The organism is Bradyrhizobium barranii subsp. apii, from assembly GCF_011516635.5.
In the GTDB taxonomy this organism is placed as follows: domain Bacteria; phylum Pseudomonadota; class Alphaproteobacteria; order Rhizobiales; family Xanthobacteraceae; genus Bradyrhizobium; species Bradyrhizobium barranii.
Genome location: NZ_CP096255.1, coordinates 8,537,210 through 8,550,426, shown reverse-complemented (window position 1 = coordinate 8,550,426; position 13,217 = coordinate 8,537,210). Strand labels below are relative to the sequence as shown.

10 protein-coding genes and 1 pseudogene are annotated in these 13,217 nt (G+C 65.0%); 4 read left to right on the top strand and 7 right to left on the bottom strand.

What is annotated here, in order from left to right:
• Nucleotides 1-6 precede the first annotated feature (6 nt).
• From HAP41_RS40985 to HAP41_RS40975, 3 genes are all read right to left on the bottom strand, one after another.
• On the bottom strand, nucleotides 7-831 hold the full coding sequence (locus tag HAP41_RS40985; RefSeq protein ID WP_038942097.1) for a sulfite exporter TauE/SafE family protein: 825 nt from the start codon (nucleotides 829-831) through the stop codon (nucleotides 7-9).
• A gap of 190 nt (nucleotides 832-1,021) precedes the next feature.
• Nucleotides 1,022-2,389: a flippase gene (locus HAP41_RS40980; RefSeq protein ID WP_414643287.1), complete on the bottom strand. Its 1,368-nt coding sequence runs from the start codon at nucleotides 2,387-2,389 to the stop codon at nucleotides 1,022-1,024.
• A gap of 309 nt (nucleotides 2,390-2,698) precedes the next feature.
• A complete protein-coding gene (locus tag HAP41_RS40975; RefSeq protein ID WP_166079244.1) occupies nucleotides 2,699-3,538 on the bottom strand; it encodes a protein-disulfide reductase DsbD domain-containing protein in 840 nt (279 codons plus the stop codon).
• 142 nt (nucleotides 3,539-3,680) lie between these two features.
• On the opposite strand from HAP41_RS40975, the gene HAP41_RS40970 reads away from it, so the two are divergent.
• The gene (locus HAP41_RS40970) at nucleotides 3,681-4,325 is read left to right on the top strand and encodes a YqgE/AlgH family protein (protein ID WP_166079269.1); all 645 of its coding nucleotides are present in this window, start codon (nucleotides 3,681-3,683) and stop codon (nucleotides 4,323-4,325) included.
• Nucleotides 4,326-4,562: 237 nt separating this feature from the next.
• Here HAP41_RS40970 and HAP41_RS40965 read toward each other — a convergent pair whose 3' ends face one another.
• Both HAP41_RS40965 and HAP41_RS40960 read right to left on the bottom strand, forming a co-directional pair.
• Complete coding sequence (locus tag HAP41_RS40965; RefSeq protein ID WP_166079276.1) at nucleotides 4,563-5,450, bottom strand: TauD/TfdA dioxygenase family protein; 888 nt, start codon at nucleotides 5,448-5,450, stop codon at nucleotides 4,563-4,565.
• A gap of 113 nt (nucleotides 5,451-5,563) precedes the next feature.
• Nucleotides 5,564-6,343 (bottom strand): SDR family NAD(P)-dependent oxidoreductase, encoded by a 780-nt coding sequence (locus tag HAP41_RS40960; RefSeq protein WP_166079300.1) that lies wholly within the window; start codon nucleotides 6,341-6,343, stop codon nucleotides 5,564-5,566.
• A 98-nt stretch (nucleotides 6,344-6,441) separates the two neighbouring features.
• On the opposite strand from HAP41_RS40960, the gene HAP41_RS40955 reads away from it, so the two are divergent.
• Nucleotides 6,442-7,179: an SDR family NAD(P)-dependent oxidoreductase gene (locus HAP41_RS40955; protein WP_166079302.1), complete on the top strand. Its 738-nt coding sequence runs from the start codon at nucleotides 6,442-6,444 to the stop codon at nucleotides 7,177-7,179.
• A 136-nt stretch (nucleotides 7,180-7,315) separates the two neighbouring features.
• A complete protein-coding gene (locus HAP41_RS40950) occupies nucleotides 7,316-7,690 on the top strand; it encodes a CsbD family protein (RefSeq protein ID WP_063981006.1) in 375 nt (124 codons plus the stop codon).
• Between the two features lie 189 nt (nucleotides 7,691-7,879).
• Here the strand turns inward: HAP41_RS40950 and HAP41_RS40945 are convergent.
• Nucleotides 7,880-9,566: pseudogene (locus HAP41_RS40945) on the bottom strand (SGNH/GDSL hydrolase family protein).
• Nucleotides 9,567-9,860: 294 nt separating this feature from the next.
• Between HAP41_RS40945 and HAP41_RS40940 the strand changes: the two are divergent.
• Complete coding sequence (locus HAP41_RS40940) at nucleotides 9,861-11,648, top strand: peroxidase family protein (protein WP_166079310.1); 1,788 nt, start codon at nucleotides 9,861-9,863, stop codon at nucleotides 11,646-11,648.
• A 24-nt stretch (nucleotides 11,649-11,672) separates the two neighbouring features.
• Here the strand turns inward: HAP41_RS40940 and HAP41_RS40935 are convergent, their stop codons facing one another.
• Complete coding sequence (locus HAP41_RS40935) at nucleotides 11,673-13,058, bottom strand: lytic murein transglycosylase (protein ID WP_175617994.1); 1,386 nt, start codon at nucleotides 13,056-13,058, stop codon at nucleotides 11,673-11,675.
• Nucleotides 13,059-13,217 lie beyond the last annotated feature (159 nt).

The window sequence follows — 13,217 nt, the reverse complement described above, 5'->3', positions numbered from 1 at the left end:
GCCGGCCTAATGCGTCCAGGCCAGCGCCGTCACGATCGCGGAGGACAGGTTCAGCTCCGCGAACATGATCTTGCCGGCGACCACGAACAGCACGCAGGCAAGCGTCAGGCGCAGCACCGTCTCGGGGACGCGCGTCGCACTGAGACTGCCGACGATGATGCCGGGCAGCGAGCCCAGCAGCAGCACGCCCATCAGGGCCCAATCCACATCGCCGAGCGCCCAATGTCCGGCCCCGGCAACCAGCGTCAGCGGCACCGCATGCGCGATGTCCGAGCCGACGATAGTCGCCATCGGCAGGCGCGGATAGAGCAGCAGCAGCACGGTGACGCCGACCGCGCCGGCACCGACGGACGAGATCGACACCAGAACGCCGAGCACGATGCCGGTGACGACGGTCGCGATCGCCGTGGTGCGATCGTCGACACGCTCCAGCCGGCCGCGATAGCGCTCCATGAGGGCCTTGCGGAAGATCAGCGAGGTCGCGGTCAGCAGTAGTGCAAAGCACAGCACCAGATTGACCAGGCTGCGCTCGGAATCGCTCCTGAGGTCGAGCTTCCACAGCACGAGCAGCGTCAGCGCACTCGCCGGGATGCTGCCGCAGGCGAGCCGCAGTACCGCTGGCCAGTGCACGCTCCGCGACCAGCCATGCACCACGCTGCCGCCGGTCTTGGTGGCGGCGGCATAGAGCAGGTCGGTGCCGACGGCGGTGGAGGGGTGGATGCCGAACAGCAGGATCAGCAGCGGCGTCATCAGCGAGCCGCCACCCACGCCGGTCATCCCGACAAGCAGGCCGACGCCAAATCCGGAGGCGACATAGAGCGGATCAATCATGTCTGGGGAATCTTAGGTTTATCTCGTCGGTTGGGCAATATGACGTAGAATAAAATTTCCCTGAAGCGCAACCGCTTCGGTTGAATAAGAAAAATCTTGCTACAGGCGGCGGGCGGGGAGGGGGTTTTAGTCGCCGCCGCGCAAGGCGCGAAACAGCCATTCTCCAGGCCGGCAACCCGGGTGGCAGCGCCTATTTGCCAAACGCCAGCACGTGCAGGCCGAGCCGCTGGCGCACGATCCAGAACAGCAGCACCGTCTCGAATGTCAGCGAGATCGAGGTCGCGGCCGCGGCGCCGTGACCGCCGAAGCGCGGCACCAGCGCGATGCAGAGCACGAGGTTCATCACGAAGGCCAGCGCGTAGGCCAGCGCACAGATCTTCTGCTGGCCGAGCATGTTGAGCAGGCGCTCGACCGGTCCAATCGCGGCGCGCACCACGAGGCCGATCGCGGCGACGAACATGATGTCGTAGCCGACCGTGAATTGCGGGCCGAACAGCCAGAGCAGCGGCTTGCCAAGCGCAAGCAGCACGATGGTCGCTGCCAGCGACGGCCAGAACGTCCAGTTGATGGCATGCGCGACATAGGCCGACAGGCGCGCCTTGTCGCCGAGCGCGTTGTACTCGGCGAAGCGATGCGCTGTCGTCGCCGACATCGCGTAGTGGATGAACGAGACCAGGGCGAGCGTCTTCACCACCGCGAAATAGACACCGACCTCCTCCGATGGGCGGAACTGCTGAAGCACCAGCACGTCGGTATAGGACAGCAGCAGGTAGAAGCTCTCGACCAGCAGGATCGGCAGCGAGACGGCGAGCCAGCCGCCGATGTCGTAGGTTTTGGGGCCCGGCTCGATGTGATCGGCGAGCTTGCGGTTCAGCACCACCATCTGTCCGGTCATCGCGATCCACACCGCGCCTGCGCTCGCGACCATCGCGGCGACCGCGCCGAGGTGATAGCCGAGCAGGAAGGCAGCGGCCGTGATGCCGATGATCAGCGCCTGGCGGATGATGAATTGCGGCATCAGGCCGAGCTGCATCCAGTCATGCGAGCGCGCGATGCCGTCCTGGGTGTTGGCGACGACGAAGGCGGGCAGCGTCATGCAGCCGATATAGAGCGGCAGCACCTCGGCCGGATCGATCCAGGGCGAGAGCAGCTTGACGATACCGGCGAGCCCCAGCGACACTAGCGTGGACACGGCAAAGGTCAGCCAGCGGCTGCCGGAGAGAAAGCCGCGCAGCAGCGCATGCTCGCCGCTGGTGCGATACTCCGGAATGATCTTTTGCGCGGAGGCCGAGATGCCGAAGTCCATCATGCTGCCGAGCAGCAGCACCCAGGTCCAGACGTAGACATAGATGCCGTAGTCGGACGTCCCCATCCAGCGCGCGAGCAGAACTTGCGAGAAATAGGCGAGGCCCGCGCTGATCACCCGGATGATGAAGATGGTGCCGGCCAACCGCCGCGTCAGCGACGCTTCGTTCGACCCGCCCATCAGCTTCGCGCGCAGCCGCGCGATGAGGCCGGCAGGTCCGGTCGTTGCGGGTTCTGCATCCATCACGGCCAATTCGAGATCCCCAGGGCGTCCGTATCAGGCGTCCCGCATGCTGCGGCAGGCCTGATGCGCTAGCCCTTGGGGATTAGCAACCATTCGTTAAGATTGGGTTGGGTGAGGCATGCTGCCGCTCCAGCCACCGGCGTCGTCCCCGCCTAGTGCGCAATTGCGCACGGGGGGCGGGGACCCATAACCCCAGGGAGAAATGTTGCGCTGGCTGGTAACTCCGAGTCTTCGCCAAACCACTCCCCGTGGCTATGGGTCCCGGGCTCGCGCGTTGCGCGCCCCGGGACGACAGCGGAGAATGACGACAGCTCCGGCTCACTCCAGATTCGTATTGAACTCGTACGACTTCTCGGGCGCGACGAGCGTGAACTTCAGCGCCGCTCCGTCGGGCTTGGCGCCCGGCGGCAGTCCATCGAGCTCGAAGGAAAATCGCTGCACACCGGGCGGGCTGCGCTCGACCGGCGCCGGAATCGGCAACGCCCAATCGAGCGTCGGCCCTTCCACGAACAAATTGACGCCGCGGCTATCAGGCACGACCACGTCGACCACGACATTTTTGGGACCGTCACGTTTGACGTCGCGGATGGTCAGCGGATTGGGATCACCGATCGTGGCAGGCTTCGGCACGGTGTCGAGCGCGGCACGCAGATTGGCGTCCTCGGTCGAGGCGACGTTGTTGAAGCCGAGCTCGACATTGGCCTCGACGGGAACGCAGAGCTTCTCGCACACGGCGTAGTTGATCTCGGCGCGCAGCGTCACCGGCTTGTCGGGCGCCTTGGGCACGATGCGCAGAGGTAGCACGATCTGGCCGTGATAGCCGATCGAATGCCCGCCCGCGCCGTCATCGAATTTCAGCGGCGCCGGCCACATCACCGTCACCGCTTCGACATTGTCCGATTTGGAGAAATCGAACCGCGGCGGAACGCCGGAATCGCCGGGGATGCGCCAGTAGGTCTTCCATCCCTGCTGGAGCTGGAAGGCGATACCGCCGAGCAGGATGGCGCCGCTGCGCGATCCCGCCAGCAATCGCACTGCGGAATGACCGTCGCGCTGCCAGGGCGAAGCGTCGTCGGCGCGGGCTGCAAGCGTCATCGACGACGCAAGCAGGGTTGTTGCGACGCCAAACGCCGCATGCAGGGGAACTCTTGTCAGCATGGCACGTCTTTACAGGGTCGCCCCTGGGCAAACCATTGAATTGCTTGTGATGGATGCACCTGAATCAAGTCTATGCAAGCCTTGATTTGACAGCAGCCCGGCCCGACATCAGGATAGGAATCGAAACCGGAGTGCTTCACCGATGGCTCCCACAGGCAAAAGGACGGGCGAAAGCACCCGCAGCGCGGCCCCCGCGCTTCCCAGCTCGGCCGGCTATCTCGGCGGCCAGCTCCTGATCGCGATGCCCGTGATGGGCGATGAGCGCTTCGAGCGCTCGGTGATCTATCTCTGTGCGCATTCCGCCGAGGGCGCGATGGGCATCATCGTCAATCATCCCGCCGGCAGCATCGACTTCCCCGAGCTGTTGCAGCAGCTCGGCATCATCAAGAAGGGCGAGCACATCAAGCTGCCGGAGAACGCCGAAAGCATGAAGGTGCTGCGTGGCGGGCCGGTCGATACCGGCCGCGGCTTCGTGCTGCATTCCAGCGATTTCTACATCGAGAACGCGACGCTCCGGATCGACGATGGCGTCTGCCTCACCGCGACCGTCGACATCCTGCGGGCGATCGCCAACGGCTCCGGCCCGAAGCACGCCATCCTCGCGCTTGGTTATGCCGGCTGGGCGCCGGGCCAGCTCGAGACCGAAATCCAGAGCAATGGCTGGCTGCATTGCGATGCGGATTCGGATTTGATCTTCGGCGACGATGTCGACGAGAAGTACGGACGCGCGCTGCGCAAGATCGGCATCGATCCCGGCATGCTCTCGAACGATGCGGGACACGCGTAGCTGTTGCGCCAACCTCCGCTGTCGTCCCGGACAAGCGGAGCTTCTGGCAGCGCGTAGCGTTGTCCAGAATGGAGCGCAGATCCGGGACCCATAACCCCAGGAAGTCGTTGTTGAAGCGGGCTGGTCACCACTAGTCTTCGCCAAACCACGGCCTGTGGTTATGGGTCCCGGATCTGCGCTTCGCTTTGCTACGCTTGTCCGGGACGACGGCGGAATTTGTGGCTACTCCAATGCCGCCTACTCCGCCGCCTGCTGCTGTACCGTCGGCTCTGTCCCCGCCACCGTCGCGCGGCGCATGTCGCGGGGCTGGGACTGGTCGTAGCGGCGGACGCGATGCATGGTCTGGCGGTTGTCCCACATCACGAGATCATGCAGCTTCCATTTGTGGACGTAGACGAACTCGCCTTGCGTCGCATGCTCGTTCAGATCGCGCAGCAGCAGCCGGCCTTCGGGGACGCTCATGCTGACGATCTTGCCGGCATGCGATGAGAGATAGAGCGACTTGCGGCGATGCACCGGATGGGTGCGCACCAGGCGTTGCAGCACCGGCTTGAACATCTGCTTTTCGTCGTCGGTGTACTCGGTGAAGCCGAGCGATCCGCGCGAATACATCAGCGAGTGCTCGCAGACGAGATCCTCGATCTCCGCCTTGGTCTCGTCGTCGAGCGCGTCATAGGCGGCGCGCATGTCGGCGAACTCGGTATTGCCGCCCTTCGGGTTCACCACCCGCGCCGACAGCAGCGAGAATTTTGCGGGGATCGGGCGAAACGAGCTGTCGGAATGCCACAGGCAGTTGCCGAGATTGAACAGATGCGCGCGGCTGTCCTTCGCCACCGGCTTGCCGTCCTTGCCGAGATTGGAGACGTCGTTGAGGCCCGATTGCAGCCGGTAGTCCTTTTCCTTGGTCACGGTGCCGCCGCGCGCGTCCTCGCGCTGGCCGAAATTCAGCGCGAAGGCCATCTGCTGCTCGTCGGTGATGTCCTGGTCGTGGAAGACCAGCACCGCATATTTGTCCATGGCTGCCTCGATCTCGCGCGCCTCGGCCTCGGTGAGAGGCTTTCGCAGGTCGAGGCCGGAAACCTCGCCGGCAAAATGTTTTTGAAGCTGCCGGATGGCGATCGTCATGGTGTTTCTCCCGCGAACCGCGAGCGGTTGGTCCCGCTCTGCCGGTGAAAAAGCTACTCCCGCGACCGGCGTTGTCAACGCTCGGCGCGCATATCTCTTAAGCGTCATGGCTCTCACGCGTTGCGCGCCATCAAGCCGCCGTCGACAGGGATCACCGCGCCGGTGAGGAAAGACGCAGCCGGCAGGCACAGGCTCAGCGTCATATGCGCGACCTCCTCGGGGTCGCCGTAGCGACCCAGTGCAGTGCGGCGCTTGGCGTAGATGGTCTTGTGCTCTTCGGAGATGCGGTCGGTGATGGCGGTGCGGATCGGGCCCGGGCAGATGCAGTTGACGGTGATGCCTTCGCGGCCGAGCTCGACGGCGAGCGAGCGCGTGAGGCTCGCCACGCCGCCCTTCGCCGCCGAATAGGGGCTGTGCAATGCGGTGGCGCCGAGCGCCTCGGTCGAGGCGATGTTGACGATGCGCGGGCTCTTCGACTTGCGCAGGTGCGGCAGCGCGGCGCGGATGATGCGCGGATGCGCCGTCAGCATCACGGCGATGCCCTTGGCCCAGGCGTCTTCGTAAGTCTCGTCGTCGATCGCGACGCGCACGGAGATGCCGGCATTGTTGACGATGATGTCGAGCCCGCCGAAATGCGCCGCGACATCGCCGACGACGCGCTTGATCTCGCCGCCATCGGCGACATCGAGCTTCCACGCCTTCGCGGATCCGGCGTTCGCGGCAATCTCCTTGGCAACGGACAGCGCTCCCTGCTCGTCAAAGTCGGTGACGGCGACGTTCGCGCCTTCAGCGGCGAACAAGCGCGCGGTCGCGCGCCCCATGCCGCTCGCCGCACCCGTGACGAGAACGGTCAGGCCCTTCACCGACCGGCTGAGCTCCTTGAATTCGGACATGCCGTTTCCTCGCGTCTCTTGGCTCTTGTTATGAGATGGACAAGGCTGGCATCGATCCGCAGACAGGTCAAACAAGCAAAACAAAAGGGGAGGCCGCGATGGTGAACGAGCTCGATTTCTCAGGCAAGCAGGTGCTGGTGGTCGGCGGTTCCAGCGGTATCGGCAACGGCATCGCGCAAGCCTTTCGCGCCAAGGGCGCGCAAGTTGCAGTCTGCGGCACGCGTGCTCATCCCGCGGAATATTCGGCGCAAGAAGGCTCCGATCTCACGGGTCTTTCCTATGCGCAGCTCGACGTCGGCAACGCCGGCGCGGTGGAAGCGTTCAAGCCGTCCTTCGATCGTCTCGATGTGCTCGTGCTCGCGCAGGGCGCGGTGCTCTATCGCCGCGGCGAGTTCGAGATGGCCGGCTTCCGCAAGGTCGTCGAGGTCAATCTGATGAGCCTGATGGCCTGCGCGACGCGGTTTCACTCCATGCTGCGCGATAGCAAGGGCGCGCTGATCATGGTGTCCTCGACCGCAGCCTATCATTCCACCATGGGCAATCCCGCCTACAACGCCTCGAAGACCGGCGCAGTCGGATTGACGCGGACGCTGGGCGAGGCCTGGGCCGAGGATGGGATCCGCGTCAACGGTATCGCGCCCGGACTCGTCGACACCAAGATGACGAAGGTGACCACCGACAATCCCAAGCGGCTCGAAGGCGCGTTGTCGCGCATTCCGCTGCGGCGATTGGGCACGCCGGCTGACATGGCGGGCGCGGCGCTGTTCCTGGCCTCGCCGCTGTCGTCCTACATCATTGGCCAGACGCTGGTGGTCGATGGCGGGCTCATCCTGTAGCCCGGATGGAGCGACTGGCCCGCCGTAACCCGAAGAGCGCAGGCGGAAGCGTAGTCCGGACTACACACTTTCGCAGAAGCTTGGAACTGCGCTGCTCCTGATCGGTTACTTGGGTTGACCCCCGAGGAGGAGCAACATGGACAAGGATCGGATCGTCGGATCGGCCAAGGAATTCGCTGGGCGCGCAGAAGGCGCCGTCGGTGATCTCGCTGGCGATGCGCAGACACAGGCGTCAGGCAAGGCGCGGGAAGCCGCCGGCACCGTGCAGAATCTCTACGGCCAGGCCAAGGATGCCGTGCGCGACGCCGGTGAGACTGCGGCCGGCTACGCCAAGGACGCCTACGACAAGCCGGCCGAGACCTTGCGCGACGGTTCGCAGGCGATTGCCAAGAAGGTGCAGGACAATCCGCTCGGTGCGCTGCTGATCGCCGGCGGAATCGGCTTCGCACTCGCGCTCCTGATGTCGCGTCCCGCCCGTCGCCCGCCGCCGCGCTGGCGCTATTACGGCTGAGCCACCGCCCGAATTCTTTCGTGCCCCGGACGCAATGCGGCCTAGGCGATGCGTAGCATCGTCCGGCAACGCCGCTTTGCAGAGCCGGGGCCCATTCTTTGGTGAAATTCGCAGTGCTGGGTCCCGGCTCTGCGCAGCAGCGTTACACGCTGCAGCGCGTCCGGGACACGAAATCTCAATTCAGAAAAACTACCGGAACATCTCCGCCGATCGCCCGACGTTACCAGGCGGGCGCGGGATTACGCGGCGCTGGTGCGAATTGACGCGGCGGTGGCTGCGGAGAGCCGAAGCCGAAGAAATCGCGGAATGCCGGCGTTGCCTGGGCCGGCTGCTGCGGCTGCTGCACCGGCGGCTTCTTCGGCGCGAGTCTGGGCGGCGCGATCGCGGCGGCAGCGCTTGGCGTACCGGGAGCAGCAGCAGCACCATCCGGCGTCGTAGCAGCCATCGGCGTATCGCCTTTGGCTTGCTCGCGGCCGACTTCGCGGCGCGGCCAGGCATAATCATCGGCACGGCCGGCGGGCGCGGCCAGCGGCTCACCCTTCACCATCGTCTTCGCGGCGAGCGCATCGACGGCGGCGGGACGCGAACCCGGTCCGCCCAGCAATTGATCGGCCGAGATCGAGGCCGCAACCAGCGGCACGATCGGTCCCGCCAGCGGCCGCGGCGCGGGCTTGCCGGGCTCGGCGCTGGTGTCGGGGGTCGCAGGCTCGCTCGGCAGCGCAATCGGGCCGGAGCGTCCGGCGAGCAGGCGCGTGATCTCGCGCTCGACATAGTGGGCGAGCTTGCGTGCGCCGGGTTTCGTGAAATAGACGCCGTCATAGCTGCGGAGCTGGCGGATCTGGCCCTCGAAGTCCGGGCCCTTCTGGAGGAAGCGGCCGGCTTCGTCGACAAAGCCGTCCCAGACATCGACATAGGTGATGCCGGCCTTGGCCGCGCCTTCGCGATAGAGCGAATCCAGGAACAGCATGTCCGCGGTGCCCTTGGGGCCGCGGATCGCGGGCAGGCCGACCCAGAGCACCGGAACGCCCTTGGACTTGAGGACGTTGGCCAGCTCCTCGATCTTCTTGCCGTAGAGCTCGACCCAGCGCTCGTCGCGGAATTCGTAGAGGCCGTTCGGATTGCGCGCGGTCTTGTCCGGCGCTGTGACCGCCGGCGTGTCGGCGTTGTCGGCATCGTCCTGCGGCAGGTCGGTGTCGGCGGGCTTGTCGTCCGGCTTGGCGGCGGAATCAGGTTTGGCGTCGCCGGGCTTGTCGCCTGGCTTTCCTTGCGGCTTGGCGCGCGCGCCCTTGTCGTTCTTCTTGTCCTTGTCCGTCGCCTTGTCGGGCGCGGCCTCGCGGATCGAGATGCGGTCGTTGAGGCCGAGCATGACGACGATCACATCAGGCTTCTCGGTCTCGAGGATGCCCTTCGCTGCCGCCGCCCAGTCCGCGGGCTCACCCTTCGGCTGGTACTTGATCAGGCCGGACGTGGTCTTGTGCTTGCGGATTACGCCCATGTCGGGCTGCTCGGTGTAGGCGTCTTCGAGGCCGTAGGCGAGCCAGTCGGCCATGGCGTCGCCGATCACCAGCACGTTCTTGTCGGGCGTGGTGTCGCGCTTGGCTGGTGCCGGCGCGCGCGAAAAATCCTGGCGCGGCGCCTGCTGCTGCTGGAATGGCGCGAAGAAGTCGCCGCCGAACCAGCCGCCGCCTCCGCCGTTCCGCGGTGGCGGGGCCTGCGGCTGCGGCGGGCCGCCGAAGCCGGGGAAGTTGAAGAACTGCGCCGAGGCGGGTCCCGCGACGGAGACCAGAATCGCAAGCGCCGTCCCCAGCGCGATCAGCGGGCCGGTCTCGGTCAGCGCCTTGAAGAAGGACTTGAACTGGGGCCTGGGCTTCGACATGCGATCTCGGGCACGCGCAATGGGGATCGGGATAGGCTCGATATAATAACGGAATCAGGCGCCGAACGGGCAAATTCTATTGTCATAAATCGCCCGATGGGTCCTGAGGTCAAGGCCGATTGGTCCGAAACAGGCCGGAACCGTTAACGGAGGGCCGGATCATCCGGTGCGACGGTGTGATCCACCCCCAATTGCGATCCATCTCACAACTTCAATGGCGGTCTAACGGTATTTTCACGCTGAAATAGCGCTCTCTCAATATTGATGACCAATTCCAATTTCGGGAGTGAACTCATGCAGGACATCACCAAGCAAGATGTTGCCGAGTCGCGTGCGCAAGCCGAGAAATTGCTCGACGCGCAGGCCGAGCAGTCCAAAGCGAAGCGACCGCAAGGCCATGGCCGATCCGAACGTGGCCTGGACGCCGTGGCTTACCAGCCGGAAGGCTTTGGCCGGTTCGGCCGCATGTTCCCGGAGCTGGCCAGGGCCCGCTTCGGCGATACCCTACCGCAGGAACAGGCGATCATGAATGCGATCGCCGACACCATGATCAAGCGGGGGGATACCGGCGCGCCGATTACCGAGGAGGAACCGGCCGACGAGAATCCGAAGATCAAGGCAGGCTACACCTATTTCGGCCAGTTCATCGATCACGACATCACCTTCGATCCCGCCTCCGATCTCGACCGTGACAATGATCCCAACGCGACCCAGGATTTCCGCACGGCGCGGCTGGATCTCGACAGCATCTACGGCCGGGGGCCGGCGGATCAGCCCTACCTCTACAATCCCGATCTCACCATCAAGCTCGGCTTCGACAAGACGCCGGCCTATCTGAAGGGCAAGAAGAAGCTCTTCGACGTGCAACGCGCGCCGCGTGACGAGAGCGGTGAAGTCGACGATGAGCATCAGGATTGCCCACGCGCCATCATCGGCGACAAGCGCAACGACGAGAACAACATCGTCGTGCAGATTCACCAGCTGTGGCAGCGCTTCCACAACAAGATCATGCTCGACCTGGCGCGGCCGTCGACCGAGCCGGGAAACGAGCGGCCGGGGATCACGGGCCTCGCAGCCTTCAATACGGCCCAGCGCAAGGTACGCTGGCACTATCAATGGGTCGTCTTGCACGACTTCGTGCGGCGCATCGTCGGCGACAAGATGTTCCACGCGGTCTACAACGGCGGCAAGCCGAAGCTCCACTTCTACAAGCCGGAGGACGCGCAATATCCGTTCATGCCGGTCGAATTTTCGGTCGCGGCCTATCGGTTCGGCCACTCCATGGTCCGGCCGAGCTATTCGCTGAGCGCGGAGATACCGCATCAGAGGGCGCCGAAGAACAAGCTGGACCGATTGCCGATCTTCAAGCCGGACTTCAGCTGCGACGACGTGCGCAGCCTGAACGGCTTCCGTCCGTTGCCCCCGGGATGGGGCATCGACTGGAGCTTCTTCCTGCCGGACGTGGCAAGCGATCTGCCGGAGCCGACGGCGGAGCTCCCGTTCGACCAGTTCGTGCGGCCGCAGCCGGCGTATCGGATCGACACCATGCTGGTCGATCCGCTCTCGATGTTGCCGGACCTGCGCAACGAGAAGAGGCCTGATCGCAAGTCGTTGCCAAGCCTGAACCTGCAGCGCGGCATCGCGCTGGGCCTGCCGAGCGGGCAGGCGGTGGCACGGCGCATGGGTCTCAAGCCCCTGACGGACGAGCAGCTCTGGATCGATCAAGGCAATCTGGACGACGACGCCGCGAAGGCACGCCGCGACATGTTCACGGAAAACGCTGCGCAGCTGCACGAGAACGCACCGCTCTGGTACTATATCCTGCGCGAGGCGGAGCTGGCCGACGCGGTCAAGACCGACTTCGAGGATGAGGACGAAAAGCCGACATCGCAGGTGCTGGGTGGCAGTCGGCTGGGCGACGTCGGCGGTCGCATCGTCGCCGAGGTCCTGATCGGCCTCGTCGTCGCGGACAACCAGTCCTATCTCGTCCAGGATCCGAACTGGCGGCCCACGGTCAAGGACATGTCGTACCAGGGGACGAGGTTCGAATTGTCGGACGTCGTGAACTACGTCGATTCCTGAACGATCGGCTGTGGCGGGCGGTGCTTACCGCCCGCGCAGCCGTTCCAGCGCGTCGGAGGAGGCAAACCCGTCGGCCGGTACCCCGATCGAGGCCTGGAAATTGCGCAGCGCCTCCCGGGTCTGGCCGCCGAACTGGCCGTCCGGGGTGCCCTTGTAGAAGCCGCGCTGGGCCAGCAGCTGCTGGAGTTCCAGCCGTTCGGTACGGGACAGCTCGCGCTCCTGCCGCGGCCAGGGCTGCACGAAGGGCTGGCCGCCGCGCAGGCGGTCGGCGAAATGGCCGATCGCCAGCGCATAAGCCTCGGCCGGGTTGTACTTCATGATGACGCGGTAATTCTGCAGCATCAGGAAGCCCGGGCCCTGCGCCCCGGCGGGCGCCAGCAGATAGGCTTTCTCGGCCGGATGCGGGAAGGGCTGGTTGGCCGGGCGCTTGAGCCCGAGCTTCTCCCACTGCGCCATCGTCATCGCCTTGGCGCGATCGGCCAGCATGTAGTTGAAGCCCTGCGGCACCACGACCTCGTAGCCCCAGGTCTGGCCGGCCTGCCAGCCGTCCTTCTTCAGATTGTTGGCGGTCGAGGCGATCAGATCGGTGGGATTGTCGACGACGTCGCGCCGTCCGTCGCCATCGCCATCCACGGCAAAGCGCTTGAACGCGGTCGGCATGAACTGGGTCGGGCCGAAGGCGCCGGCCCAGGAGCCGCGCATCTGCTCAGGCCTGAGATCGCCGCGGTTGAGGATCTCCAGCGCGGAGAGAAACTCGTCCCTGAAATAGGCTTGGCGGCGGCCGATGCAGGCGAGCGTCGCGGTCGATTGCAGCACGCTGCGGTCGCCCATCTGCGTCGAGTAATTGGACTCGATGCCCCAGATCGAGGCGATGATGTAGCGGTCGACGCCGGTGGCCTTCTCGGTGGCGTCGAACTGCGCCTTGTATTTGGCGAGGACCTCGCGGCCCTTGGCGAGGCGGTTGTCGTTCACGAGGATGTCGAGATAGTCCCAGATCGACTTGGTGAACTCCGGCTGCGAATCCATCAGGTCCATGATGCGCAGATCGGGCGACAGCCCGGCCGTGAAGCGCTGGAAATTCTCCTGCGTGATGTTGCGCCGTGCGGCATCGGGCCACATCCCCGCCACGCAATTGTTGAAGTTGGAGGCGGCCTCGCGGATCGCGGCGGCCGTCATCAACGGGTGGCCGGAGGCGCCGTCCTCGCCGGTCCATGGCAAGGCGCCGCCGGGGCCGGGCGGGGCTTGCGAGGGCGCCGGATTCGAGCCGGAGAAAATACCGCCGAACAGGTTCGACAAGCCGTTCTGCGCCTGGGCGTGCGCGCTGACAGGCAGCAGCACGGCGGCCGCAAGCATCATTGCGCCGGTCACAAATCCAGCACGTTTCGCCAGCGCTGCCACTGATTGCATCATACCCTACCTGTCCGGCCGAAAATCCGCCTTCAGGAGGCCCGGTACCGGTTGCCAATAGCTTAACAAAGGTGAAATTTTGGTGTCAGCCTTTTTCTCAACTCTGTGAGCGCGAGGCCCCACATCCGCCTTTGTTAGCGGCTGCAAACAAGCTAGCAAGAT